Genomic DNA, 25,587 nt, shown 5'->3' with positions numbered 1-25,587 from the left:
GCAATGATACAGACCCATTCCGCTGTGAGGCTCCTGCAAGGGAGCCTCATTGCCATTCTGATCACGACAGGACTGAGCGCCAGCGACGTAGGGGCGGAGGAAAGCAAGACCAAGGCAATGGCAAACGAAACAAGAATAACACTGACTGTCAGGGGCACCGTTATCAACGCGGTCCTCGACGACAGCAGCACCTCAGGCGATCTGTTGTCCAGACTGCCCCTGACCCTCGATCTGCAGGGCTATGAATTCGATTTCTGCGGTGTAATGCCTGAAGCACTCGCCTATGACGAAAGCGAAGCTACTGTTGGCTGGAAAGATGGCGATATCGCTTTCGGGCCGGGAGCCAACTGGTTCACCATTCTTTACGGGGGGCAGGAACAATCCGGCTCAAGCGGGCCGCTGGTGAAGTTCGGCCGGATAACGGACCCGCTCTCCCGCCTTGACCAGTTGCCTCGCAGCATTTCGGTCACCATCAACCGGGCGGACTAGCCTAAGCAGATCATTCACTGCCCAACGAAAAACGCCGCTGGCTTGGCCCGCGGCGTTTTTGTTTACTGGTCTTGCGATGATGTCACTTGATGATTTCGATACGCGCCTTGAGTGAGCCGGAGGCAGAAAGCACCGGAACAGCGCCTTCATCAAAGCGGCCAAGGCGAACCAGCCCCGCCGAATAGCGGAAATCGCGATAGAACAGTGCCACGTCGCCCCATGGCACATAGTAGGTGATGTCTCCCGGCTCTGGATCCACTCCGTCGGGTACGTCGGCTGTCGACAGCTTTTCGGCAGGGTAGAAGATTTTTTCGTTGCTGGCATAGTCCTCCAGCGTCACTTCGACGGGCAGCATGGCCAGAAAGGACCGGCTTGCGGAATTGTCTTCCAGTGTGGCGCTCAGAGCCTTGCCCTCGATTGTGAAGCGTACGCGGACACCCTCCGCCGACGCATGCTGTGCCTGCGACGGGGCGGTGATCGTCATGAGCATTGAGAAGCATGCGCAGAGCGACAGGCCTGCGCGGGAACCAAATTGTCTCGATGTGACTTTCAACAAATCTCTCCTGATCAGATGCGAGCCCGCTAAGGATGACCTGTTTTCTTCCTCCGCACAACGCTGTCGCAGCACAAGCCAATCATGAAGCGGATGCAACAATCAGGGCGCTGCTTCCTGCTGGGAGAAAGCTGCGGAATGGGGCGAGGATGAAGGACGGGCCAGACGGTGCGCCTGGCCCAAAACTTGCCTTGTCTCCAATTGGCTCAGAGGAACTGGCCGTTGTCCACCTGAATGACCTGACCGGTTACGGCGCGGCCCATGTCACTGGCCAGATACAGGGCCGCATAGGCCTGATCGATCGGCTCGGTCGAAGGAACCGTCGTGTTGGTGTATTTGTCGGAGAATTCCAGCATCTCGCTGCCACCCTCCTGTTCGCCGGAGGCCCAGGCTCGGGCCGCATCGGTGTCGGTAACCCCCGGAGCGATCGCGTTGCAGCGGATCTTGGTACCGGACAGCCGCATTGCAATGTTCAGGGTCATGGTGTTGATGCCGCCCTTGGTGGAGGTGTAGGCAACGCCGCAGATCGGGGTGGTGCCATTGACAGAAGACACGTTGATGATGCGCCCCTCGTTGCGTGGCATCATGTGGTTGATCGCTTCACGGCAATAGCGGAACGGTCCGGCCAGGTTGATCTGCAGGATCTTGTCGAAATGTTCAGTGGTTGTCTTTTCAACGGCAAACATTTCACCGACACCGGCGTTGTTGACCATGATGTCGACCTGTCCAAAGGCTGCGATTGCTTCCTTGAAGACACGGGCAGGAGCATCCGGATCGGCATTGTCGGCGATGACGCCGATGGCATTGCCGCCCTTGGCCTTGATTTCGGCAACGGCCTTGTCGAGGCTTTCCTTGCCGCGGGCCGTCAGGACGACATTGGCACCTTCTTCCGAATAGAGAGAGGCGATGGCGTAGCCGATGCCCTTGCTGGCGCCGGTTACAATAGCTGTTTTTCCTTCAAGAAGTTTGCTTTTCATTGTTGTTTCCTTTCTGAAATGGTCATGAAATGGAACGCATCGCGTGACATGCGCTTCCGGCAACGGCGGGGAGATAGGCCGTCACCTGTGCTGGTTTTCGGGAGAGATGATTGCCCCTCGGAACCAAGAGGCGAAAGGGACTGTTCTTATGTCTCGGCAGGGAAGGGGGTGACCATCAGGGTCGCCTGCCGCGCCCGGTCCGATATCATCGCGGCGAGATAGCGGCTGTGATTGTATTTTTCCCGGTAGGCTTCATCGACAAGGTCATTCATCTGGTCTGAGATCGGGGAAAAGGCAACGTCATGGTCCCTGTCAGCCAGATGCAAACGCCCCGCCCGCTGTGCGAGCGCCGCCTGATACCAGCTGGAGCGGGTGCCGCTGTATGCGCGGACAAACACGGCATCCCCGACAACGACCGACCAGATGAAGGTCGGGGTGCCATAAGTGATGCCATCTGTGCGGAAGGGGGATACGCGACAATCATCTACACTGGTAAACGCCAGCAGTTGTTGTTTTTTCCAGACCATCGAAACTCTCCCTCCACGGGAATTGAAGTGGCGGTCGTGGGCGGTCGATGCCGCCCTCAGACCAGAACCAAGGCTTGAAAGCGCCTCGCCGTGATGACATGTCTTATTTGGTTCGGCGGTCCTGCAAATTAATGCCATTCCAAAATCTGACAGTCATGAATTGATTTCATTAACGAATCCGGAGTTTTATAGGCCCGTACCGGCGTTGCTCGACCTCGGATAGCGAGACCTGCATATTGACAGGCATGATTTAGTTGTATATGCAACTATCATGCAGACGATCTATGACATAACAAATTCTCTGGGGCATCTGACCGGTCTGGCAAGCCGTCTGTTTGGCAATCTGTTGTCGGCGCGGTTTCAGGCTGCCGGGATCGATATGACCCCGGAGCAATGGGGGGCGATTGTCGTTCTGCTCGACACGGAAGCTCTTTCCCAGCGGGATCTGGGTGATCAACTCTATCTGGACAAATCCAGTGTCAGCCGCCTGATCGCAGGGCTTGAGAAACGGGGGTGGGTCGAGCGCACAAGAGATCCTGACGACAGTCGGAAAAAGTTGCTGGTCGCCACCGAGACGGCGAGGGATCTTGCCATCCGCTGTTCGCCGATTGCCCGATCCGTCCTGAGCGATGCGCAGGTCGGGCTCGATGACGATGACCTGACGGTCCAGAAACAGATACTTACCAAAATCATCTCGAACTTGAGGAGCGTCGACCCTTAGCAGGATCAGGCCTGAAACAGGCCCGGATCAGACACGTCGGCGCTTCCCGACCCTTCAAACTTTTAGCTTCTTACACAACGGAGACGATTCATGACGAAACGGAATGCCCTGGTAACGGGGGGAGCACGCGGTATTGGTGCTGCCACATGCAAGGCCTTGGCCGAAGATGGCTATCGGGTTTTCATCAACTATGTCAACAGCGCTGCCGTGGCCAACGAGCTGGCTGAAGAGATCAACAGCAAGGGTGGCGAAGCCTATGCCATCAAGGCCGACGTGCGCGACGATGCCCAGCTTGCGGCGATGTTCGACGAAGTCAAACCTTATGGCGGCGTCGATGTTCTGGTTTCCAATGCCAACATGAATTTCACCGCCAAGCCGTTTGTCGACCAGACCTGGGAAGAATTCTCCCAGAAGCTGAACGACGAACTACATGCTTCCTATCAGTCTGCCAAATTCGCTGTCGACAGCATGAAGACCAAGGGCTTTGGCCGTCTGGTGTTCATTTCGAGCACCCTGTCCGAAGCCCCGGCTCCAAGCTTCCTTGCCCATGGATCGGCCAAGGGCGCGCTCGACAGCTTCTGCAAATATCTGGCGCAGGAACTCGGCCCACTCGGCATCACCGCCAACATCGTTGCTCCCGGTCTTGTCGAAACGGACGCAACCAAGGATGCACCGGATGAGTTCAAGGAAATGATCCGCAATTTCACACCGACCCAGAAGATTGCAACCCCTGATGACATCGCCAATGCTGTCCGGTTCCTGACCAGCGCAAGCAGTGGCCACGTTACAGGCGTCTATCTGCCGGTCTGTGGTGGGGCCTACCTGCCCTGAGCCTTGGCTCCCGGGTTTCAGATCCGAATTGATTGTGAAAGGAAGGGGCGTCCCGATTTTCCGGGGTGCCCCTTTTCTATTGCCGTCGGTTTGGTTCCGAATTGCCCAGTCAGCCAAGTTAAGCATGTCTGGCCAGCAGTTGGCTGAAGATCAAGGCGCCAGCTCCCGCGCCCGCCAGCACCAGCCCCAACGGCCACGCGGTGCCGTCGGCGCAAAGACCGACCAGCCCCGAGCCGAAGATGCCGCCGCCATATTGGATGGCACCGCACAGGGCCGAAATCGCTCCGGCATCATTGGTGCTGCTTTCAAGGGCTCCTGACAGTGCGTTGGGGAGAATGAGCCCCGTGCAGGACACAAAGCCGAGTAGTGGCAGGAAGACACCCCACGCCCCGCCAAGGTCGGAAAATGTTGTCATCGCCAGTATCGCCCCGAACAGGCAGGACCCCGCACCGCCGATCTTCAGGCTCTTGAGGCGACCGATGCGCACAACGAGACGGGCATTGACGATGTTACCCAAGGTGATGCTGACCACGCAGGCCGAAAAAATGAGGCCATAGAGGCTCGGCGGCAGCTGGTGATAATCGATGAAGACAAAGGGTGAGCCCGCGACATAGGCAAACATGCCGACATAATAGAAACCACAGACGAGGGCATGCGCCATCACGGGCCTGTTTCTCAGGAGTCTTCCATAGCCAGCAAAGGCAGCAATCACCCCCGAGGCTGGTCCAGAGGGCACAAGGGCATCGGGTGCGCCGGATTGCTGACGCCCGGAGCGCGCTCTGGGCAGTGTTTCCGGCAGAGTGAAAAGAGCCGCCAGCGTCACGAGGCCGATCAGTACCAGCATGGCAAAGATCATCCGCCAGCCCCAGAGCGAGACAATCTGCGCCCCGACGCTCGGGGCCACCAGCGGTGCAATCGTCATCACGGCCATCAGCAGCGACATGACCTGTGCTGCCCGGTCGCCCTCATAGAGATCCCGCACCATGGCGCGGGAGAGCACGATGCTGGCCGCAGCACCCACCGCCTGCACAACGCGCCAGAGAATGATGCCGGTGACATCTGTCGAAAGACCGCATCCGGCTGACCCGATCAGAAACAGGACGATGCCGAGCGCGATCGGCAAACGGCGGCCTATGCCGTCGCTCAAAGGCCCCCAGACCAGCTGGCCGAGCGATATTCCGACCAGATAGCCGGTGATGGTCAGTTCGATCCGCCCCGGAGCGGCGGCAAGGTCCTTGGCCATCTCGGGCATGGCGGGCAGGTAGAAATCAGTGGAGATCGAGGCAAATGCCATCAGGGCTGCCAGCACCGAGCCAACGTGCCAGAGCGCCAACTGCCGGGGTGGCCTGTGGGAAGCCTTCATCTGCATGGGAGTGTCTTTTCGTCCTTGGTGGTCGCCATCCTTATAGACTTGCCGAGGGAGGAAAACCAGCACCCGACCGTGGCTTCAGAGCACTAAGGCTCATGGGTTGACCTCATGAATGCTCAGGGTGATAGACCCCGCAGATGGCAAGGATGCTTTCTCGCCAGTCTGTTTCTGGTCCGATTTCCACGCCGGATAGGCATTTGCATATGCTTGTGTAAATACGTATTAAAGGTTGTATTTCTCGATAACAAAGCGGGCGAAAAGCAGCTCGAAATACGCGAAAAATTCAATATTTCTAATAGCTATAGCTTTTTCTTCTAGAAAATAGATATTTGTTTGCAGCAACATACGGATAAATGAATCTTATGGTTGCAAAAAATTAGCTTGTGTTTAAAAAGGAGACGCCTACTCAATTTACGGTTTAAATTCTGTTTCGATTATTGTTTTGATCGTCAAGAGGTCTTTCTGGGGGTTGGATTTTCGTGAGCGCTCAGCACAGCTTCCTTAAAAGCAGCAAATACGGCAACGAAGAAGAAATCAGGTTTCAGGGCATTCCCATTCTGGACACCTATGAGGATGGCATTGGCTTCCTCGCTGCAACCATGCCACGCTACGTGCGGCTGTTTTCTTCTCCGGCGGTCAAGCGCAACGAAGACGATATGCTGCACACCGTGGCCTGGTACGGCGATGGGGCCGGACAGATCCAGACATGGGGCACTCTGGATCAGACCAGCAGGGTGCGGGTTGCCACCATCCTGCGCTCCTTTATCGGCGACCTGTTGGCACGGATCCAGAGGTTCGATGAACCGAAAGCGCGGATGCTGCTGGGCTGGCTCAATATCCTGTCCTTCGAGAGCGACCTGTTGGTGGTCAACGGTCAACCGGTCATCACCAACTGGGGCATCGTCCCTAGGGGTGTTGCGGCCGATGCCGATCGCATGACCCACCATCTGCTACGCGGCATCGGGCAATTCCTGCCCGAGCATTATGATCTCACGGAACTGACCCACCTGATGATGGAACTTGGCGTGGGTGGAGCCAGTGACGAGAGTGACGCCGCGCCGGGCACCCCTGCGGGTGGGACAGTTCAGCCGTCTGTGTCTCCCGCTCCGGCTGTTGATGCCGGTTCTGGCGGGGCAGGGGTGGCCGCTGGCCTTGCTGCCGGCGCCTCTGCTGCTGGTGCCACTGTTGGGGTGGCAACGGCTTCCTCGGCGGGCTTTGATCCGCTCGACATCCGCTCTTCTGACATCGACTTTGCCACCACCCCGGATAGGGCCCAGGACAATACCGGAGACAGTGCGGAAGAAACGACCCAATCAGGGTTCAGGGCTTCCGCTCAAGATGTTGCAGGCAATGAAACCCGGTTTGGCATCGGCGCCGGAGCAGCTGCAAATGGCGCCGCGCTGGGTGGCGCCGGCGGTATTGGAGGTTCAGGCATTGGAGGCTCTGGCGCAGGTGGTGAAGGGATGCCCGGCAACCGCCAGAACAGCGGGGACGATACCCGCAGCAGGGGCTGCTGGATGCCGGTTCTGATCGCCTGCATCGTCGCTCTTCTGGTTCTGCTGATTGTGCTTATCCCCGGTGTTCTCATCTACCCTTACGGTTCCTCCAACGCTTCCCTGCTTTCCCAGACAACGCTGCACCAATCCGAAGAAGCCTTGCGTGGCCGGATTGCCGAACTGCGCCAACAACTCGGGCAGAGGTCCTGCCGGGCCGCTCCCGGACTTCTTGGTCCGGATGGTTCCGGCATGATTGGGCCAGACGGCAAGGCGGAGGAGCCGATTGGGCCTGTTGCCGCCAGCTCGGTGTCCGATCTTGTCCCGCTGCTCGACCGGACAACGGTTCTGGTGCTGGCCTCCGGACCCAAGAATGAGGTCAGCAGCGGCAGTGGTTTCCTCATCGCGCCGGACCGCATCGTCACCAACCGGCATGTGGTTGAAATGGCAGCCGAGGGCAAGGTCTTTGTCATCAACGAAACGCTCGGTGGCCTGCGCCCGGCCAAGGTGCTGGCCAAGAGCAGTTCCGATGATCTGGGCGACAAGGACTATGCCCTGTTGCAGATGGAGGGTGCGCCTGCCCGCAATTTTTTGCAGCTGACCAATGTGATCGACAAGGGCCAGCAGACCTATGCGGCCGGTTTTCCCGGCTTCTTCATGGAAACAGACTCGAAATTCCGCGAACTCTTGAACGGCGACACCCACGCCGCTCCGAGCATGGTGTTGACGCAAGGCATTGTCACCGTCTTTCAGGACAGCCCCTCCGGCGTCAAGCTGGTGCTGCACAGTGCTGATATCTCGCCGGGCAACAGCGGTGGACCGTTGGTGGATGCCTGTGGCCGGGTCGTCGGGGTCAATACCTTCATCAAGACCAGTGGCGAAGCGCAGGTGCGCCTCAACTTCGCGCTCAAGAGCGACAGTCTTGAGGAGTTCCTTGCCCGCAACGGCGTGAGCGCTGCCTCCGCCAATGACCCTTGTTCAATGGCTCCGGCTCAGGTCAAGGCGGGGCAGTGACATGGCGAAGAGCATCAAGATCGCGTCAACAGCATCCGCCGGGCTCGCGCCCATAGGGGGCGTGCAGGAGAGGGATTTCGACCGGATTGTTGATAGTGTCACTGACGCCCTTGGCGCTGATGTGGCATCCATTTTCGCCGAACCGGTGGGCAGTCGCGATGGCTCCCGCATTGACTGGTACACCAACCATTTTGGCCGCATCGAGGCACTTGATACACTCGGCGAGGACGAGCGGGTAGCCGTTCTGCAACGGCTGGAGCAACACAAAGCCCGGATCCGGCGCTTTGCAGATGACATCGCCGCAACTGGCAATGCTGGTGACCGCGCTCTCGGCAAGGCGCTGAACAATGCGCTCGAAGTGCCCGGCTCTTCTCATGTCTATGCGGTCAATGGCAATCCCGTGCTTGTCGCCTGGGGCTATCGCCATAGCGATGCCAGGCCCCTGACCGGCGGCATTAGCAAGGTCGCGGCCACAAGGGGCGCAATGGCAGAAGTAGCCGCGCCGCAGGTTTTCGAGCCGCAGGCCGTCGAGGAGCCGATCCCTGAACCACTGCCTTCCCAACCGGCACAGGGGCAAGAACGGCGTCCGGAGAAGAAAAAGCGACGCTTCTGCTGGCTTGCAGCCCTGCTCTGGGCACTTCTGCTGCTGCTCATCGCCGCCATCCTCTATTTGCTGCTCAAGGCCTGTTCCATTTCGGTGGTCTATCCGTGGGTCAACTATTGCCCGGGGCACTACCAGTCGGACCTTGACGGATTGCAACAGGAAATCCGCCTTTTGGAAAATGCGCTGGCCTTCAAGAACGAGAATTGTGCGCTAGCGGCTGATGCCGAACCCATTGCGGAAGCAGAGTTGAGCAAGCGCCTTGAAGAGCGCAACGCCGGGGCCGGGGCCTTGCAGGTGTCTTTGGCATGGAACGGTCTGGCCGATCTCGATCTGGCGGTGCGCTGCGGAGGTGCTGTGGTCTGGTTCTCTCAGCCCAACAACTGCGGTGCCACGCTCGACACCGATTCCAACGGTCGCGGCATCAGGACGGACAAACCGGTCGAGAATATCGTCTGGCCGACCGAAGCGGCGATCCCGGCGGGGGATCTGCCCGTTTTCGTTTCGCTCTTCAGCCACAACGGCTTTCCGGTGAAGGACATCCCCTACACGCTGCGGGTTGTCCGGCGGCGGGGCGACGAAGTCATTTCCCAATATTCGATCAACGGCGTAGCTGCGGGCAACTGGCTGCAAAAGCCGATGCAGATAGGACTGGCCAACAAGCAATAGGTCAAAGCAGGCAAACACATGACGATATTTGCAGATATTACCCTTGTGCCATTCTCCGGCATTCAATTTGTAGACTACAGCTTCGATCTCAACCAGTTGAACAGCTTTCGCCTGCATTTCATCGAGCGGCCCTATCCTGAGGAGGCAACCGAGGAGGGCGTCCCCTGGAAGCTGCTGCAGTCCGATCCTGATGATGACAATGGCGAAGTCGAGCAGATGGATGACATCGGCTACGACATGAACAAGATTGCCGCCATCGAACCGTTTTTGGGCCAGTGGGTGCCGGTGCCCTATTTGCGCCGCCTGCCGGGGCGCGGGGCCGACGGGGAGATGATGTTCGACAAGGGACCGACCAACTGGGCCCGCGCCATGGTCGTACGCGACTATGAGAAGACCGCCGATGACGGCCTCTGGTACAAGGTGATCTTTGCCTTCGACACCGCACTGGCCATGGACGCCGCCGAGAATGTCACGGTCAACGCCAGCGAGGACATGAGCCAGCTCTATGTCGCTCCGCGCAAGCTCGATGTGGAGAATCCCTGCGAGTTCCGTCTGGTGTCCTCGATGAAGAAGAACGGCTGGTTCCTCTCCAATCCGATCCGGGTGGAAGGCTACGAGGCGCAGCAGGATTATCAGATCTGGGTGGCCGAATGGCTTGACGAGCTGTTTGAGGAATATCTGACCAAGCGCTCAAAGGGGCGGACGCCGCAGCGCAAATATCATCTCGAACATGCCGCCCGCTGGATCGCGCTGCTGCAACTGCTCGATCAGTTGGTCTCGCCCGGTGTTGTCCGCTTTGTCGATACCATCTCGGACAATCGCTCCGTGCGCCCGGTCAATGTGGATCTCATCCTCGATGTTGGCAACAGCCGCACGTGCGGCATGCTGATCGAGAATTACCCCAACGAGGATTCGGTCGAGCTCAACAACTCCATGAAGCTGCAATTGCGGGATCTGCAACGCCCGTGGCTGACCTATGACGAACCGTTCGAGAGCCATGTCTCGCTGTCACAGGCCTGGTTCGGCAAGGAAAACCTGTCGCGGATGTCCGGTCGCAGCGATGCCTTCTTCTGGCCGACCATGGTACGCGTCGGGCCGGAAGCCTCACGGGTCAAGTCAGCCCAGTCGGGCGTTGAGTCGATCATCGGCATGTCCGCGCCCAAGCGCTATCTGTGGGACGTCTCCCCGGTCAACCAGCCATGGCGCTTCCCCCAGTCGGACTATTCCGAAGAGGGCGATCTGCCTCCGGTCGGCCGCGTTGCCCGCCGTTATCTCAACGGCCATGGCGATGTGCTCTCTCAGGTGCGCAAGGACAAGGAGCTGTTTGCCTCGCTCTATCCCAGAAGCCCGCGCGGCGACTATTCCCGCCCCAGCCAGCAGCTCAGCTACTCGCGCTCATCCTTCTACAGCTTCATGCTGTCGGAGATCGTCTATCAGGCGATGGTCATGATCAACGATCCTGCCGTCAGGGCCGACCGGCGCCAGAGCGAGGCACCGCGCACCCTTCGGCGCATCATCCTGACGCTGCCCACCGCCCTGCCTGTGCGCGAACAGCAGATCATGAAGATGCGGGCAGAAGCGGCGATCGGCTTCCTGTGGGATATCATGAAGTGGAATGAAAGCCCGCCGCCGGGGCTCGTCCGCCCGTCCATCCATGTGGCGTGGGATGAGTCCACCTGTGTCCAGCTCGTCTGGCTCTATGGCGAAATCAGCTGTCGCTTCGGTGGCCGGATCTGCGAATTCTTCACCATGACTGGCAAGCCGCGTCAGCGCTTCATGCCCGATGAGGCCCCCGCACCCGGCGCGCCGCTGGAACCGTCGCTGCGGGTTGCCAGCCTCGATATCGGCGGTGGTACATCGGATCTGATGATCACTACCTATTTTCAGGATGACGACCGGGCCATCGTGCCGGTCCAAACGTTCCGCGAAGGGGTGCGCATCGCCGGCGATGACATCATCAAGGCAGTCATAGAACATTGCATCATGCCGGTGCTGGAAAGTGCGCTGGTGCAATATGGTCTTGCCAATGCCGTTGTAGTCCTTCGCGACCTGTTCCACGGCGACCGTGCGAACATGGCCGAGCATGAAAAACACGCTCGCCGCCAGTTCGTGCAGCAGGTGCTGGTGCCCGCCGCGCTTGGCATCATGGAGCGTTACGAGAACTCCGGCCAGGATCGCTACGAGGTCGTCCACTCGGCCACCATGGCCGAACTGATCAAGGACGCCATGCATGTCTCGCCAAAGGTACAGCGCTATCTGGTCTCCGGTTTCAGCCAGTTCGTCGACGAGCCGTTCGACATCATGTCGATGGACGTGCCGCTCAACTACCGGCTGGTCTCCGACGCGATACAGGAAACCATGGACGTGGTGTTCGATCCGGTGGCCGAGGCTTTGGCCCATTTCGATTGCGACTTCGTGCTGTTGTCCGGTCGCCCCTCCAAGCTGGCCGCCGTGCAGGACAGCCTGCTCAATCGCCTCTTCATCCGGCCAGACAGGCTGCTGCCCATGGGCGATTATCGCGCAGGCAACTGGTATCCCTTCCGCAGTCGCGACAACACCCGTATCGGCGATCCCAAGTCCTGCGCCGTGGTCGGGGGCATGCTCTGTTCGCTGGCCGAGCACAGCATCACCAACTTCACGCTCTACACCCACATGCTGCAGGGCTATTCGACCTCGCGCTACATCGGTGAGCTGGAAAAGGACATGAAGCTGAACAATGCCAATGTGCTGTTCACCTTCGATGAACTGGAAGATCCCAACGCCGATCGCGAAAAGGTGCTCAAGCTCTATACCGAGAGCCTGATCGGCTATCGCCAGCTGCCTTTCGAGCGCTGGGTCACTTCGCCTCTCTATCACATCAAGCTCGAGGACAACGGACCGGCCAAGCCGATTGCCGTGCGGTTGGCTCGCGACATGAACGAGGAACTCGACATTCAGGATGATGACCATCCCGATGTGAAGGCCTCCAAGCTGATGAATTACGAGGCTACCAAGGAAGATCTGAAGATCATCGAGGCGCTGGACGCCAACGAGAGTGACGTGCAGCGCTCGGTGTCGATATCCTTCCGCACCTTCCCCTTGTCCCAGAGCGACTACTGGCTCGATTCCGGCATCTTGAACATATAGCGGGGCGGCACAATCATGGACATCAATGAACAATTGCTTGCAAGCACCCAGCAGACCGCCAGCGCCGCGCAGGATGGGGTCAACTGGCTGAAGGCTCCCGCCAATGCCGAGCGCATCGGCGAGGCGTCGAAATCGATCGAACGCGAACTCAAGCGCGGTGTGGTCGAGGCGCAACGGCTGAGCGAGGCAGCCACCCGTCCGATGGCGGTGGCCGTCTTCGGCGCCAGCCAGGTCGGCAAGTCACACCTCATCTCGGTGCTGGCTCGCAGCAACGACGAGCTTTATGCGGTGTTTGACGGCGTTGACGAACCGGTCAGCTACATCCGGCAGATCAATATCGACAAGGAAGGGGAATCCACTGGCCTTGTCACCCGCTTCACCATCAACCGCGAGACGACGCCCGCTGGCTTCCCCGTCTGCCTGCGCTGGCTGTCCCATGCGGACCTGATCAAGATCATCGCCAATGCCTATTTCTTCGACGGACGCCCCAACAGCTTCCCCGAAAGTGGTGAGATAGCCGAGCATGTCACCCGCTTCACCCACATGGCCAACGGGATAAAGCCCAACGGCCTCAAGCCGGAAGACATCTGGGACCTGCAGGACTATTTCGCCCAATATATGAGCGCCTCGGCTCTTACCGCCAAACTCGATGCCTTCTGGATGGCGGCAGCAGAGATCTGCCCGACCTTGCCGATAGCCGATCTGGGGCGTTTCTTCTCGATCCTTTGGGGTGGTGAAGAGGCGATCACCCGCCTCTATGTCGATCTGGTCTCGGCGTTGCAGCGGCTGGACTTTCCGAAAAATGCCTATGTGCCGCTGTCGGCGATCGATGCGACCAACAAGGACATCACCAGCATCATCACCGTTGCCGGACTGGCCGACCTTTCCGGGGGCTCGGCAGAGATGATCGAGGTCCGCACGCTGAGCGGCGCTTCGGCCACCCTGCCGCGTTCGTCGGTCGCTGCCCTGACGGCGGAAATCCTGATCACCATTCGCGACAAGCCATGGGACTTTTTCGATCACACCGATCTGCTCGATTTTCCCGGCTACCGCAGCCGTGGTCTCAAGGCCGCCGATTTCGAGGAAGACGAACAGGACAGTGACAAGAAGGGCATCGCCAAATATCTGGCACAGAACCCGGACAAGACGCTGCAGACGCTGTTGCTGCGTGGCAAGGTGGAATATCTCTTCCAGCGCTATGTGGCCGAGCAGGAAATCACCTCCATGCTGCTCTGCGCCCAGCCCAACAACCTCGATGTCGACCAGCTGCCGCAGGTGGTGGCCAAGTGGATCACCGCCACCCATGGCCCGAAACCGGAAGACCGGATGGGCAAGGAAGTGCTGCTGTTCTTCATCTTCACCAAGTTCGATCTGCATTTCACCCGCAAGACCAGCGACAGCTCCTTTGGCCTTGAGGGGCGGCTTGGTGGCGCCATCGAAAACCCGCTGATCCAGTCCTACGGCAGCAGCGCCGACACCTGGGTGAAGAACTGGACACCGGGCGAGCCGTTCCGCAACTGCTACCTGATGCGCAACCCGAACATCCTCAACCGGGAAATTTTCGAGATCGAGGGCCAGAGCGAGGTCGGTGTCCGGGATAGTGAACAGAGCTTCCTCAACGAACTCAAGAGCACCTTTGTCAGCGTGCAGCCCGCGCAGGAGCATTTCAGGGATCCGGCCGAAGCCTTCGATCAGATGATGACGCTCAATGATGGTGGCGCCTCCCATATTGCCCGCAATCTGGCCCCGGTCTGCAACCCGGCGATCAAGGAACGGCAGATCCGGTTCCGCCTTGACAAGTTGCGCGCCCGCCTGTCCGAGCGCCTCGCCGCCTATTACGTCAGTTCCGACGCCTCGGTACGGCTGGACGAGCGGATTGCGGTGGCCAACCGGGTGCTTGATGAGCTCTATGTCTGTGACGAAGAGCGGATGCGCTTTGGCACCTTGCTCAAGGGTCTGATGCTTGATGCGGGCGTGCTGGCCAGCCGCCTGCATGAGGCAAGTCTCAAGCGGGTCGTCGAGCCCCACGCCGAGGAGCGGGAGGCAGCGGGCGCACCACTTGCAGCCCCCCTTGCGCCGTCGCGGCCAAGGCCCGGAGCAGGGCGAGCCCGGCCAAGGCCCATGGCTGCCGGAGGCGGTGAAGCCCCGGTAGCAACCGAAGTTGCGCCAGCCGCCGCAGTGTCCCTCAACGCGCCGAAAGCCCCCTCGCGCACGCGGCAGTATCTGCTGGCCGAGGCGGCCATCGTCACCATGATCGAGAATCTGTTTGATCAGGCCGACAACCAGAGCCTGTCGGCTCTAACGGGCGTTTCGACAGAGGCCCTGCGCGAAATCGCCAAGGAGATCGCTCTGGCCGTGCGCCGGATGAAACTGACCGATGTGCTGGCCGAGCAGATCACGCGGATCGCCTTTGTGGATCGCCGTGATGAGCTGCTCAACAAGGCAACCCTTGCCGCCGAGCGCATCACCAACGGCTTTGTCTCCGATCTGGGCAATTCCCTTGTCCCTGAAGACAAGCGCGCCGTGGTGCAGGGGGATGTTGGCAGCGCACCCGTGTTCCGGGCCCGACCTTCGGCCTTCGACGCGAGCGGCATCACCCTTGAGCCGGACCCCTACGCTCGCCGTTATGTCGATGACTGGGTGCATGCCTTCTTCAAGGTGGTTCAGGACAACGCCCTTGGCGATACGCTGGACGTCGACCCGCAACTCAACGCGCAGTTGGGCGACATTCTGACAAGGCTGTCGAGCTAGGGCAGACGGCAGGGCCAGAGACGGGCAGAGAAGGCCAGAGACACCCAGAAGCCACGAGGCGCGCGCTAATGGGCGTTGGCGGCCCATCGGGCAATGGATTGCAAACGAGACAGGTTTGAAAGTGAGCAGGAAATGAGAATTAGTTCGGCACACAAGGAGCGCGGTCCCGGTCATGCTTGGCTGACCATGGAAGTGGCCGCAACGCCCGCGACCGCTCTGGTCATCGAGCGCGAGACGGACAAGGACCGCTATCTCGGTTTGCAGGGGTGGCAGAGCACGCCCCAGAGCCTGCCCATCGAGGCGGTGGACGGCAACCGGATGCTGCTCGGGCCGAGCATTGTCGACTATCTCAAGGATGGTGACTTCATCAAGATCATCATTGCTGGCACCAATCATTTCGAGGAGGACTTCTGGCCCGTTGTGCCCATCTCCGGGCGCCGGTCTTCCGGTTTTGGCATCGTGTCGCCACAGGTGATGGCCGCAGATGATCAGGGGCCGGTGGCATCCAGCCTCAAGGTCAAGGCTCCGCTCGACAGGGCAGAGCAGCCCGCCATGAGCGAGGGGGAAGTTGGACTTCCCCATGGCGAGAGCATCGACGATGGCACGGTGTATCTTGATGGTATTCCCATTATCTTCGCCGATCCGGAAACCTTCGGTGCCAAACCAGTCAGAGACAAGCCGGTGCCGGAAAAGTCTCCTGTTGAGGCTGTCCCTGAGGTGAAAGCTCCCGAAAAGACGCCGAAGCCAAAGAAGGTGCGACCGGAGAAGACACCGAAAGCGCCAATGAGCCGGGCGGTAAAGGGCGGCTTGGTGGCGGCTCTTGTTCTGCTGCTGGTCTGCGGCCTTGGCTGGTATTTCCGCGATTCCTGGCTTGGTGCGTCGGACAATGCCGACCAGCAGGCAACCGCGGAACAGGCCGCACCAGCCGAGTCGGCTGCGACCGAACAACCGCAGCCGGGCCCGATGGTCCGGGATCGGTCCTACTGGCAACAGCAGTTGCTGGATGGTCAGATGTCCGGCGAGCAGCTATTTGCCGCAGCCGAGGAAACCGCTGGCAGCGACGAGCTCAGGGACATTTCAGCCGACTTCCTGCGCCTTGCCTCCAACAAGGGCTACATGCCCGCGCTGCGTCAGTATGCCGAAAAATATGATCCGGCCAAACCGGCCGCTGCGGGGGCCGAAACCATCAAGAACGCGACCACTGCCCTTGATGCCTATACGCGCCTGAAGGCTGGGGGAGATGAGGCTGCGGCGGCAGACATCCGGACGCTCTGCCAGCAATTGCAGCCTCAATACTATCAGGACGCAAACGCCCGTACAGCAGTCGATGATTATTGCAAATAGGTTTGAAAGGTTGGCTCCATGAAAAAGATTGTTCTCGCCCTCGCCCTGTTCCTTGCAAACCTGATGGTGACCCCGCTGCCGGGTCTCGGAACAACGGCTGAGGCTCGTGATGCGCTGCTGATGCAGGGCAAAAAGACCCTGTTCCGACGTATCGTTACCAAGCCGGGCGGTCAACTCTTGTCTGCTGCCTCGCCAAGTGCTCAGGTGATCCGGGGCAATGTTCCTGCCTTCTCGGTCTATTATGTCTATGGCGAACAGGATGGCTTCACCGAGGTTGGCATCAACAGCCATGGCGACGCCGCTGGCTGGATCAAGTCCGACAAGGTGGTGGACTGGAAGCAATCCATCGTCGTTGCCTTCAACAACCGGGCCGAAGCGGGGCGGGTGCGCCATCTGTTCTTCAAGTCGATGGATGATCTGGCCAGCGACATCGAGGCGAATCTGTCGCCGGATGCCTTTGAGAACAGCCAGAATATCGTTGCGGTGGAGCCGGAAAACGCCATCAACGACAACAACAATTTCTACCTTCTGCCCATTCTGGATCACGAATCGATCTATTTTCCCGATGACAACGAAGGCAACATGATCGAGGTCGGCTCGGTCACGGCCCCAGAGGTCCGCGCCGACCGGCAGGACTTCCGTGCCGGTGTGGTCTTTGTCATTGATACCACCAAGTCGATGGGCCCCTATATCCGCCAGACCAAGGAGGTCATCGAGCAGATCGGCGTCCAGCTGGAAAATTCGCCGCTTGCGGGCAAGGTGTCCTTCGGGCTGGTCGGCTTCCGTCAGTCCAAGAGTGCCAACCCGGGCATTGGCTATCATGTCAAGAATCTGTTGCCGCTGGACGAGCAGGCCGACACCGACCGGTTCCTTGCGGCCATTGACAAGATGGACGTGGCCAGCGTGCCGACGGTCGGGTTCGACGAGGATTCCATTGGGGGTATTGCCTTTGCGAGCAAGGACAACAACTGGCAGCCCTACGCCGCCAAATACATGATCCTGATCACCGACGCTGGCCCCAAGTCGCCCAAGTTCGGCGACAACTACGCCCAGCAGCTTGATATTCCCGAACTGGCTGGCGATCTCAACGACAAGGGCATCCGCCTTTTGGTGATGCATCTGAAAACCCCGGCGGGCGCGAAGGATCATAGCTTCGCCGAGCTTAAATACCGGCAGGCCTCCCGCCTTGTCGGGTCGATGAATGATCTCTACACCGATATTCGCGAGGGCAACGTTCAGGAATTTGGCAACGGTGTTGGCCTCATTGCCGACCAGATCGTGACCACCTCGCAGGACATCCAGCAGGACAAGGAGATCCTGGCCCCGGACGAGAATGACAATTCCACCGAGGCCAATCTCCGGCGCGCCGCCAAGGCCTTTCAGCTTGAATATCGCGGCAACCAGCAGGGTGAGCAGGCCCCGGAATTCTATCGGGCCTGGACCATCGATCGGGCTTTCGGAGCCTATGCCCGGCAGGCGCTGGACATCCGTATCCTGCTGACCAAGAACCAGCTTTCGACGATGGCTGAGAACCTGCACGAGATTGTCGATGAAGCCAACCGGCCCGGCGGCATCATCGATGCAAACGCCTTCTTTCAGAGCATTCAGGATCTGGCGCTCCGAACCTCGAATGATCCGACCCAGCTCAGGGAGAACCAGAGCCTTGGCGATGCCATTGCCGAATATCTCGACGATCTGCCCTACAAGAGCCAGACCACAGCCATGACTATGGCCGACTGGGTCACGCTCAGTGCGCCTGAGCAGCGGGACATCATGAACGGTCTGGAATCGAAGCTGCGCTACTATGAGCGTGTCCATGCGGATCCGGACCGCTGGTTCAATCTGCATGAGAATGCAGCGCCCGGCGAAGCCGTGACGACCATTTCGCTGGACCGCATGCCATGATCGAACTGGACGTTCGCGGGATGCGCAAGGAACTGAGGGATACCGACCGGGCATTCGAGCTCTCCATCCCGGCCTTTCAGGCGCGGGGCGGCGAGAAGATCGCCGTCGTCGGCACCACTGGCTCCGGCAAGACGACAGCCATGGACATCTTCGCCATGGCCAGTCGCCCCACGTCCTGCGACCGCTTCCAACTCAGGGTGGGCGATATGGTCCACAACCTCGGTGTCGTGTCCGGCAACCGCCGCCGCAGTGCCAGACTGCGTGCCAGCCACTTTGGGTATGTCATGCAGAAGAGCCCGCTTTTTCCCTTTCTGTCGGTGCGGGAAAATGTGCTGCTGCAACAACGCATTTCCGACCGCCCCGACACCCCCTTTGTCCACCAGCTGCTGGAGCGGCTGGGGATCGCCATGATCGCCGACGCCCTGCCGTCGGAAATCTCGGTCGGGCAGCGGCAGCGGGCTGCGATCGCCCGCTCGCTGTCCCATCACCCCTCGATCATCCTCTGCGATGAGCCAACCGGTGCGCTTGATCCCAAAACGGCGCGAGACTGCATCGAGACCATCATCTGGGCGGCTGAGAGCACCGGAGCGGTCCTCATCATGATCACCCACGACTGGCAACTGGCCGAGGCCTTCGGGTTCGACTTCTACGAGATCAGCACCAGCACCCAGGCAAACAGTACCATATGCGCGACGCTGTTACCCCGCTCGGAGAAGAATGGGGGCAAGGGCAGGCAATGATAGCACTCGATCTGGCCATGAAGAGCATCATGCGCGCGCCCAAGCCCAATATCGCGGCGATGATCGCGCTGATATCCGTGTTGGTGCCCACCATGTTGCTGTGGAGCATGAAGGTTGGCTTCATCCAGTCGATGCTTGACGAGCTGCGAAATTCGCCCGCCAGCCTCGAAATCCGGGTGAAGGGCGACTATGTTCTGACGCCGCAGAAACTGGCGGAAATCGAGGCACTGGACGGCGTTGGCTTCGTGCTGCCGACCGCCCGCTTTCTGGCCTCTCGCGCCTTTGCCAGCCACGACAATGGCCGTGACCGGACGCCGGTTTCCCTGCTGCCGACCGGGGCGGGGGACCCGCTGCTCGACAAGGGCCAAATGCCGTCTGAGGCTGGTGAGGCCATCATCACGCGGGATCTGGCCGATAAACTCGGGCGGAAAATCGGCGATGCCTTCGAGATTTCGACCAATCGCAAGCAGCAAAGGGAAGTGCTGCGCATCCCCCTCACCATCACCGGCATTGTCTCTTCCGAAAGCGTCGTCGGCCAATGGGCGCTGATCGCACCCTCGGTCATTCAGGAGGTCGAGGCCTTCATTGACGGTTTTGCGCTGCCCGATCGCGGCAAGCAAGGCCGACCGCTGGCCGAGCGCCCGGATGTCTACTCCGGTCTGCGGCTCTATGCCGACCGGATCGAACATGTCGCGGGACTTGCACGAGCGATGACCGATCTTGGCTTTTCGGTGCAGAGCAATGCCGCCCGGATCGAGGCGATCGAGCGGCTCGACAGGATTCTGAGCGGCATCGTGCTGGCCATCGGGTTGGTGCTGTTCGTCGGCCTTGCCCTGGCGGTCTGGTCGGGCATGGTGGCCCAGCTGGAGCGCCTCAGACATCATGTCGCTCTGCTGGGGCTGATGGGGCAGGGCGTGCTCGGGGTTGCCATGTTCTTTGTCTTCATCGGCCTTTTCAATGCGCTGGGCGGGATTGTGCTGGCCGACCTGATGACCCTGCTGATGGTTCGGCTTGGCAACCTGCAGTTTGAGGGCGTCTACGGCAATCTGACGGCCATCTTTGCTCTGCCACCCCGCCATGTTGCGCTGATCAACGCCGGAGCCTTTCTGCTGCAGCTCATGCTCGCATCTTTTGTCGCCTTGAAGTCAACTCATATTCGCCCGGGAGACCTGTTCCGTGACTATTAGCCTGTTTCGTGCCCTTGGCCCGTTTGTCGTTGGTGCTTCGCTATTCTGCCTCTCCCCCGGTGCAGTCCTTGCCGAGCAGGCATGGGACGCCGACTATTACAACCCGGCGGGCGACCCCGATGTCCTGCTACTGCCCATTCCCTGTGGCGGCAAGATCGCCCTCAAGAAGGTGGTGACCATCACCGAGGATCCCCAGTCGCCGATGGGGCCACTCAGTGACCAGCGCATCCAGATTGGTCGCGATGCGGGCCGGACCAGAGGCTATATCGAGGAAAACCATCACGAATACATCTCCGGCACCCTCGTCGATGACGAGACCCACGAGCGCTACTATCTGATCGGCGCCTATGAGGTCACCCAGGGCCAGTATGATGCGGTGATGAAGGGACCGGAAGCCTGCCCGGCGCGCATGTCGCGCAAGATGAATGTTCCCGTTACCGATGTCAGCTGGTATGACGCGATCGACTTCACGCGCAAGCTCAATGCCTGGATTTATGGCAATGCCTCGTCCATGATGGCCACCCTGTCGCAGATCGGCGCTGCCAACGGCTTTGTTCGGCTGCCCTCCGAGGTGGAATGGGAATTCGCCGCCCGCGGCGGCAGCGCGGTGCCGCCTGCGCAACGCAACGAGCCGATGTTCTTCAGCGATGGCACGATTGACGACTACGCCTGGTATAACGGCGCCATGTCATCGGCAGGCAAGGCCAAACCGGTCGGCAAGAAGAAGCCCAATCCGCTCGGCCTCTACGATGTCTATGGCAACGCCGCCGAGATCGTGCAGGATTCCTTCCGCATGACCCGCTCCGACCGGCTGCATGGGGCCATCGGCGGCTTCGTCGCCCGTGGTGGCTCCTTCCTTGACAGCCCGGATCTCATCAACTCGGCGCGGCGGGATGAATATCCCTTCTTTGACGCGCAACTGGGCGGGGAATTCAAGCGCCGCACGATGGGCTTCCGGATTGCCGTCAGCACCTCGTCGCTGCCGCGCGATGTATCCGAGGTTCCCCGGCTCGAAACGGCCTTTGAAGAAACCCAGAGGCAGGTGGAAGGACCGCTGGACGAACAGCCATTACAGCAGATGGCGGCCGTCGCCAATCAGGTCCAGAACACCGAGTTGCAGACCAGAATTCGCGACTTGCAGGGCCAGCTTCAGGATGAGTTTGCCCGCCGCAACGAACTAGAGGCCCGCACCATGCGGGTCACGCTCTCCAATGGCGGCCTTCAGGCCATGGAAGTGTTCCTCTCTGCCCGGGCGATCAAGAAATTCAAGGCCGCCTATCAGCAGGCCAGGCAGACCAACACCCATCCGGAATTCTATGCCCCACGGATCGAGGCGGAATTCAACCATTTCTCGCTGATCGCCAATGCCTATTACGAGACGGTGGAGTCGCTTGCCGATGCTGGCCAGCAGGAGCTGCAGACACAGGCCGGTGTGGTCAGGCAGGCCCTGTCCCAGCGCCACGATACGGATATGGTCCGCTTTGTCGAAGTGCTCGAAAACTCGGTCGCAAAATTCCGCCAGTCCAGAAGTCGGCAGAGCGTGCTGCATTTTCTCGACGAGATCCCCACGGCCTCGATCGATTGACACCCATTCCATCTATTCAATTTCCAGAGGATACCAATTGACATGTCGCAGAAACTCACCGTCATCACGGCCTTGGCCGTCTCCCTCGCCCTTTCCGGTTGCGTGACAACCCAGCAGCCGACCGGCACCCTCAGCCCGACCGAGATGGCAATGCGCCAGAAGGAAACCGAGAATGTGCGCATCGTTCAGGGCATCGCTACGGGAGCTGCTGTCGGTGCCATCGTGGGTGGCGGTCTGGGGCTGCTGCTCGGTGGTGACGAACGTTCGATGGCAAAAGGTGCGCTCATCGGTGCCATCGGTGGCGGTGCGCTTGGGGCAGCCGATGCCAATCGGGTCAACCAGCAGGCCGGAGCCCAGGCCGCCGAGCAGGGGCAGCTCAAATCGATCATCGCCAACGCCGAAAAGAATATCGCCACCTACAAGAGCATGGCGAGCTATACCAGCCAGCTTGTGGCCGAGGAACAGGCCGAGATTGAACGGCTGAACGGCATGTTGAGCGCGGGGCAGCTTGATGCAACGGCCTATCGCGCCCAGATGGCCAGCGCCCAGAGCAACGTCAAGATTGTCAACGGCCAGATCTCCAATGCCGATCGCGACATCAAGGACCTTGAAGGCGCGGCCAAGAACGGCATGCAGGTCACCAAGCAGATCGAGGAACTCAAGGCGCAGAAAGCCTCGCTTGTCGTCCAGCGTGACGCGCTGGTCTCCGCCTATTCGCGGGTGCCGTCCGAAGTCGGCGTAACCATCTAACCAGTGTGAACGAGAGAAGCAGTCATGAAGATGATCCGATCAACCACCCTCATGCCCGGCCTTGCGCTGGGTGCCCTGTTGCCATTGCTGGCGGCTTGCCAGTCGACCTGCACGGGAGACGCCCGGTTTGATGACTACTGGTGCGCCAGAAGCAACCTCAGCAACGGCGTCTATCAGCAACAAACCAATCAGCTACAGTCCATCGCCGCTCAGCGTCAGTATCAGGAAGCCAATGCCGAGGCCAATCTCTACGCCCAGCAGGGAGAACTGACCCGGGTGAGAGCCGCACTGGCCGCCAAGCAGAACGAGCTGGCCGCCGCCCGCTCGAACAATGGTCCGGCCAACCAGATTGCCCGGCTCGAGGCGGAAGTGGCAGCTCTGCGCAGCCAGGTCGAAACCCTGATGCAAACGCAGTAGATCAGATCTGATGAAGGGCGCGCGTCTGGCGGTTGTGGTCGCATTGTGGGTGGGCTTCGTGGCTCTGGTCACGGGGCTGGCAGGCCTGTCTCTCAAGGCTTGCGGTATCAGGATTCTGGGGTTCGAAGTGAGCTGGTGCACTTCGGGCGGTCGGACGGATATCGCACGCCTTGCCGACCTGCAACAGCAGCTTCATACCCTGATGCAGATGAACGCTGCCGAGCGCGCCCGCTGTTCTCCCGCTCCGGCCATGGGGGCGAATGTGGTCCCGGGGCAACGCATGCCCAACGGGTCGGCCGTTGGCGGGGCGGGGCGCGTTGGACCTGCCGGTTCGCTGCCTGCCTTGGGATCAGGAGGGGCTGGTGGAGCAATGGGCGGCGGTACGGCTGACATTGTCCCGGAAGCAGGTATCGGATCGGGCAAACCGGATGACGGTTCTGCTGGCGCTCCTCCTGCCGAGCCTTCCGATGGGGCTTCCATTGAGGCCGCGATTGATGGTGATGATGTTTCTCCTGAAGGAAAGGCCGAAGGTGGTGGCGCAGCTGGTGGTGCCGCTGACGAGGGAGCCATGCCGCTGCCCGAACCGGCTCCCCATAAGATGGCCGGTGCTGGCGGAGCTGAAGGTGCTGCAGGTTCTGGGGCTGGATCAGGCGATGGTGCAGGAGCTGGTGCTGGCTCAGGTGATGGCTCAGGAGCCGGGGGCGGCGCAGGGGCTGGTGCCGGAGGTGGATCAGGTGGAGAAACCGGAGCCGGCGGGGGAGGCGGATCAGGCAGTGGAACTGGCGGTGGGGCCGGTTCTGGTGGTGGTGGCAAAGGCGCTGGCGGTGGTTCTGGTGTGGCAAGTCCTCCACCATCGGCGCAATGCCCCGATGGCAAGCCGAAGACCGACTATGTCGTTCTGGCGCTAGATCATTCCAAGAGCATGGGCTTGCCGCTCGATATGGATCCTGCTCTGGCGATCCGCCTTGAGGCCGAGATGGAATCCGGAAGTCCCGATGCATGGAAGGCTTCCCGCACCTACAACGACTATATCGCCAGCCCCGGACGTAAGCGCCTTGATGAGCTGAAAAGCTCGGTCGGTGAAGTGGCCAGTCGGCTGGGAGAAGAGACAAGGATCGGGGTGGTCACGTTTGCTGGCTGCAATGGCGTTGTCGACATGGGCGACTATGACAAGGCAAGGCGCGATCGGCTCATCGGCAAGATCAACCAGCTCGAAACCATGCCCGCCACGCCAGCTGCCGATGCCCTCAAGGTCGCGATGGAAAAGGCGGGCAGGGTCCGCGGCGGGCGCGTGATTCTGGTCAGCGATGGCAATGACACCTGCGACGGCGACCCTTGCGCTGTTGCGCAGCGGATATCAGGGGTGCAGGTCGATGTCATCTCGCTCGGCGGAAGGCAGTCCCTTGCCTGTGTGGCGCAAGCAACGGGCGGGCGTTTGGTGGAACCAGCACGGCAGGGGCGCAGTTTGCAGCAGATCCTTGTCGATCTGGGCCTCAATGGTGCAAGGGAGCAATGCCGATGAAAGGGATGCGTTTGGTGGTTCTCGTCACTTTGTGGCTTGTATTTGCCGGTCTCGTCGGCGTGATCGGCTATCTCTCGCTGAAGGCCTGCGGCATCCGTTTCTGGGGGTATGGTGTCAGCTGGTGCTCGGCGGAGGAAATGCCGGACAATGGCCGTCTCGATGACCTGCAACAGCAACTCCACACCCTCATGCAGTTGAACGGAGAGGAAGCCGCCCGCTGTGAACCGGAAATGCCCGAACCGCCCAAGGCGCAACTGCCAGAAACACAGCCGGAGGCACCACCAGTAACCGACCCGACCCGGCAATGCCTGCGCCCGGAGGACAAGGGCTACATCGTTCTGGCTCTTGATCATTCCTCCAGCATGGCATTGCCTTCGGATATCGACAGTGCTCTGGCCACGAAACTTGAAAAGCGCATGGCAGCAGGAGGGGTTTTGGGCAGCGCCGCCTTGCTGGTCTATGAAGGTCTCAAAAAGAAACCGGGTCACAAGCGGCTTGATGCCCTCAAGGAATCTGTCGCTGAAGTTGCCGGGCAACTGGATCCGGACACTGACATCGGAGTGGTCGCCTTTTCCGGCTGCGATGACGTGTTGGATATGGGCAACTACTCCCATGACAGGCGCGGCCGCATGATCCAGAAGATCAATCAGCTGTCCGCCGATCAGTCAACTGCGGCAGCCAAGGCTCTCAACTTGGCCATTCAGAAGGTCAAGCGTAATGGCGGCGGCCGCATTATTCTGGTTAGTGATGGCAAGGATTCTTGCGATGGCGATCCCTGTGCCGTTGCACGGCAGAATCCTGACATCGAAATCGATGTCGTCTCTCTTGGAGGAGAGGAAGCCCTTGCCTGCGTGGCCAACGCAACAGGCGGCAAATGGCTGGAGCCGAAGCAATTGGGTCAGAATCTACAGGATGTGCTGGTCGATCTGGGCAACAAGGGGGCAAGGCAGGAATGTCAGTAAGCTGTCGCAAGGGCTTGCGCCTCACCATTGCTGGCGGGGTTGCACAGGTTACCC

General features: G+C 60.0%; 20 protein-coding genes. 16 read left to right on the top strand and 4 right to left on the bottom strand.

All coding sequences use genetic code 11. From position 1 onward, the window contains the following. Positions 1–3 precede the first annotated feature (3 nt). On the top strand, positions 4–489 hold the full coding sequence (locus tag DSL70_RS05570) for a cyclophilin-like fold protein (protein ID WP_119306916.1): 486 nt from the start codon (positions 4–6) through the stop codon (positions 487–489). 82 nt (positions 490–571) lie between these two features. Here the strand turns inward: DSL70_RS05570 and DSL70_RS05565 are convergent, their stop codons facing one another. From DSL70_RS05565 to DSL70_RS05555, 3 genes are all read right to left on the bottom strand, one after another. Continuing rightward, on the bottom strand, positions 572–979 hold the full coding sequence (locus tag DSL70_RS05565) for a cyclophilin-like fold protein (RefSeq protein ID WP_205563165.1): 408 nt from the start codon (positions 977–979) through the stop codon (positions 572–574). Between the two features lie 269 nt (positions 980–1,248). After that, complete coding sequence (locus tag DSL70_RS05560; protein ID WP_119306915.1) at positions 1,249–2,019, bottom strand: SDR family NAD(P)-dependent oxidoreductase; 771 nt, start codon at positions 2,017–2,019, stop codon at positions 1,249–1,251. Positions 2,020–2,165: 146 nt separating this feature from the next. Next, a complete protein-coding gene (locus DSL70_RS05555; RefSeq protein ID WP_119306914.1) occupies positions 2,166–2,546 on the bottom strand; it encodes a DUF2255 family protein in 381 nt (126 codons plus the stop codon). Between the two features lie 271 nt (positions 2,547–2,817). On the opposite strand from DSL70_RS05555, the gene DSL70_RS05550 reads away from it, so the two are divergent. After that, positions 2,818–3,267, top strand: a complete 450-nt coding sequence (locus DSL70_RS05550; RefSeq protein ID WP_119306913.1) for a MarR family winged helix-turn-helix transcriptional regulator — start codon at positions 2,818–2,820, stop codon at positions 3,265–3,267. A 90-nt stretch (positions 3,268–3,357) separates the two neighbouring features. Further along, on the top strand, positions 3,358–4,098 hold the full coding sequence (locus DSL70_RS05545; protein WP_119306912.1) for an SDR family NAD(P)-dependent oxidoreductase: 741 nt from the start codon (positions 3,358–3,360) through the stop codon (positions 4,096–4,098). Positions 4,099–4,216: 118 nt separating this feature from the next. Here DSL70_RS05545 and DSL70_RS05540 read toward each other — a convergent pair whose 3' ends face one another. Continuing rightward, positions 4,217–5,467, bottom strand: coding sequence for a multidrug effflux MFS transporter (locus tag DSL70_RS05540; protein WP_205563164.1), 1,251 nt, complete (start codon positions 5,465–5,467; stop codon positions 4,217–4,219). A gap of 479 nt (positions 5,468–5,946) precedes the next feature. On the opposite strand from DSL70_RS05540, the gene DSL70_RS05535 reads away from it, so the two are divergent. From DSL70_RS05535 to DSL70_RS05475, 13 genes are all read left to right on the top strand, one after another. Next, positions 5,947–7,974 (top strand): S1 family peptidase, encoded by a 2,028-nt coding sequence (locus DSL70_RS05535; RefSeq protein WP_119306911.1) that lies wholly within the window; start codon positions 5,947–5,949, stop codon positions 7,972–7,974. A 1-nt stretch (position 7,975) separates the two neighbouring features. Then, complete coding sequence (locus DSL70_RS05530; protein WP_119306910.1) at positions 7,976–9,244, top strand: hypothetical protein; 1,269 nt, start codon at positions 7,976–7,978, stop codon at positions 9,242–9,244. A gap of 18 nt (positions 9,245–9,262) precedes the next feature. Continuing rightward, a complete protein-coding gene (locus DSL70_RS05525; protein WP_119306909.1) occupies positions 9,263–12,370 on the top strand; it encodes a virulence factor SrfB in 3,108 nt (1,035 codons plus the stop codon). A 15-nt stretch (positions 12,371–12,385) separates the two neighbouring features. Next, complete coding sequence (locus tag DSL70_RS05520) at positions 12,386–15,121, top strand: virulence factor SrfC family protein (RefSeq protein WP_119306908.1); 2,736 nt, start codon at positions 12,386–12,388, stop codon at positions 15,119–15,121. A 132-nt stretch (positions 15,122–15,253) separates the two neighbouring features. Further along, entirely contained in the window at positions 15,254–16,465 is a 1,212-nt protein-coding gene (locus DSL70_RS05515; protein WP_119306907.1) for an NADH-quinone oxidoreductase subunit E, read from the top strand. 18 nt (positions 16,466–16,483) lie between these two features. After that, positions 16,484–18,370 (top strand): vWA domain-containing protein, encoded by a 1,887-nt coding sequence (locus DSL70_RS05510; RefSeq protein ID WP_119306906.1) that lies wholly within the window; start codon positions 16,484–16,486, stop codon positions 18,368–18,370. Continuing rightward, positions 18,367–19,110 carry an ABC transporter ATP-binding protein gene (locus DSL70_RS05505; protein WP_119306905.1) on the top strand — a complete coding sequence of 248 codons (744 nt, stop codon included), beginning with the start codon at positions 18,367–18,369 and terminating at the stop codon, positions 19,108–19,110. The genes DSL70_RS05510 and DSL70_RS05505 overlap by 4 nt, the downstream gene beginning before the upstream one ends. Then, a complete protein-coding gene (locus tag DSL70_RS05500) occupies positions 19,056–20,297 on the top strand; it encodes an ABC transporter permease (protein ID WP_162916383.1) in 1,242 nt (413 codons plus the stop codon). The genes DSL70_RS05505 and DSL70_RS05500 overlap by 55 nt, the downstream gene beginning before the upstream one ends. After that, positions 20,287–21,882: a formylglycine-generating enzyme family protein gene (locus DSL70_RS05495; RefSeq protein ID WP_119306903.1), complete on the top strand. Its 1,596-nt coding sequence runs from the start codon at positions 20,287–20,289 to the stop codon at positions 21,880–21,882. Before DSL70_RS05500 ends, DSL70_RS05495 begins: the two co-directional genes overlap by 11 nt. Before the next feature lie 42 nt (positions 21,883–21,924). After that, entirely contained in the window at positions 21,925–22,632 is a 708-nt protein-coding gene (locus tag DSL70_RS05490; protein ID WP_119306902.1) for a hypothetical protein, read from the top strand. A 24-nt stretch (positions 22,633–22,656) separates the two neighbouring features. Then, on the top strand, positions 22,657–23,049 hold the full coding sequence (locus DSL70_RS05485; RefSeq protein WP_119306901.1) for a hypothetical protein: 393 nt from the start codon (positions 22,657–22,659) through the stop codon (positions 23,047–23,049). Positions 23,050–23,059: 10 nt separating this feature from the next. Further along, entirely contained in the window at positions 23,060–24,571 is a 1,512-nt protein-coding gene (locus DSL70_RS22715; protein WP_119306900.1) for a vWA domain-containing protein, read from the top strand. Continuing rightward, entirely contained in the window at positions 24,568–25,533 is a 966-nt protein-coding gene (locus tag DSL70_RS05475; protein ID WP_162916381.1) for a vWA domain-containing protein, read from the top strand. Before DSL70_RS22715 ends, DSL70_RS05475 begins: the two co-directional genes overlap by 4 nt. Positions 25,534–25,587 lie beyond the last annotated feature (54 nt).

Origin of the sequence: Cohaesibacter haloalkalitolerans, from assembly GCF_003574655.1 — a bacterium.
Classification (GTDB): Bacteria; Pseudomonadota; Alphaproteobacteria; order Rhizobiales; family Cohaesibacteraceae; genus Cohaesibacter; species Cohaesibacter haloalkalitolerans.
This window is presented reverse-complemented; position numbering and strand designations above follow the sequence as displayed.

Coding starts and splice junctions, on each gene's coding strand:
- DSL70_RS05570 (WP_119306916.1), top strand. CDS start 4: ATGATACAGACCCATTCCGCTGTGAGGCTCCTGCAAGGGAGCCTCATT.
- DSL70_RS05565 (WP_205563165.1), bottom strand. CDS start 979: ATGCTCATGACGATCACCGCCCCGTCGCAGGCACAGCATGCGTCGGCG.
- DSL70_RS05560 (WP_119306915.1), bottom strand. CDS start 2,019: ATGAAAAGCAAACTTCTTGAAGGAAAAACAGCTATTGTAACCGGCGCC.
- DSL70_RS05555 (WP_119306914.1), bottom strand. CDS start 2,546: ATGGTCTGGAAAAAACAACAACTGCTGGCGTTTACCAGTGTAGATGAT.
- DSL70_RS05550 (WP_119306913.1), top strand. CDS start 2,818: ATGCAGACGATCTATGACATAACAAATTCTCTGGGGCATCTGACCGGT.
- DSL70_RS05545 (WP_119306912.1), top strand. CDS start 3,358: ATGACGAAACGGAATGCCCTGGTAACGGGGGGAGCACGCGGTATTGGT.
- DSL70_RS05540 (WP_205563164.1), bottom strand. CDS start 5,467: ATGCAGATGAAGGCTTCCCACAGGCCACCCCGGCAGTTGGCGCTCTGG.
- DSL70_RS05530 (WP_119306910.1), top strand. CDS start 7,976: ATGGCGAAGAGCATCAAGATCGCGTCAACAGCATCCGCCGGGCTCGCG.
- DSL70_RS05525 (WP_119306909.1), top strand. CDS start 9,263: ATGACGATATTTGCAGATATTACCCTTGTGCCATTCTCCGGCATTCAA.
- DSL70_RS05520 (WP_119306908.1), top strand. CDS start 12,386: ATGGACATCAATGAACAATTGCTTGCAAGCACCCAGCAGACCGCCAGC.
- DSL70_RS05515 (WP_119306907.1), top strand. CDS start 15,254: ATGAGAATTAGTTCGGCACACAAGGAGCGCGGTCCCGGTCATGCTTGG.
- DSL70_RS05510 (WP_119306906.1), top strand. CDS start 16,484: ATGAAAAAGATTGTTCTCGCCCTCGCCCTGTTCCTTGCAAACCTGATG.
- DSL70_RS05505 (WP_119306905.1), top strand. CDS start 18,367: ATGATCGAACTGGACGTTCGCGGGATGCGCAAGGAACTGAGGGATACC.
- DSL70_RS05500 (WP_162916383.1), top strand. CDS start 19,056: ATGCGCGACGCTGTTACCCCGCTCGGAGAAGAATGGGGGCAAGGGCAG.
- DSL70_RS05490 (WP_119306902.1), top strand. CDS start 21,925: ATGTCGCAGAAACTCACCGTCATCACGGCCTTGGCCGTCTCCCTCGCC.
- DSL70_RS05485 (WP_119306901.1), top strand. CDS start 22,657: ATGAAGATGATCCGATCAACCACCCTCATGCCCGGCCTTGCGCTGGGT.
- DSL70_RS22715 (WP_119306900.1), top strand. CDS start 23,060: ATGAAGGGCGCGCGTCTGGCGGTTGTGGTCGCATTGTGGGTGGGCTTC.
- DSL70_RS05475 (WP_162916381.1), top strand. CDS start 24,568: ATGAAAGGGATGCGTTTGGTGGTTCTCGTCACTTTGTGGCTTGTATTT.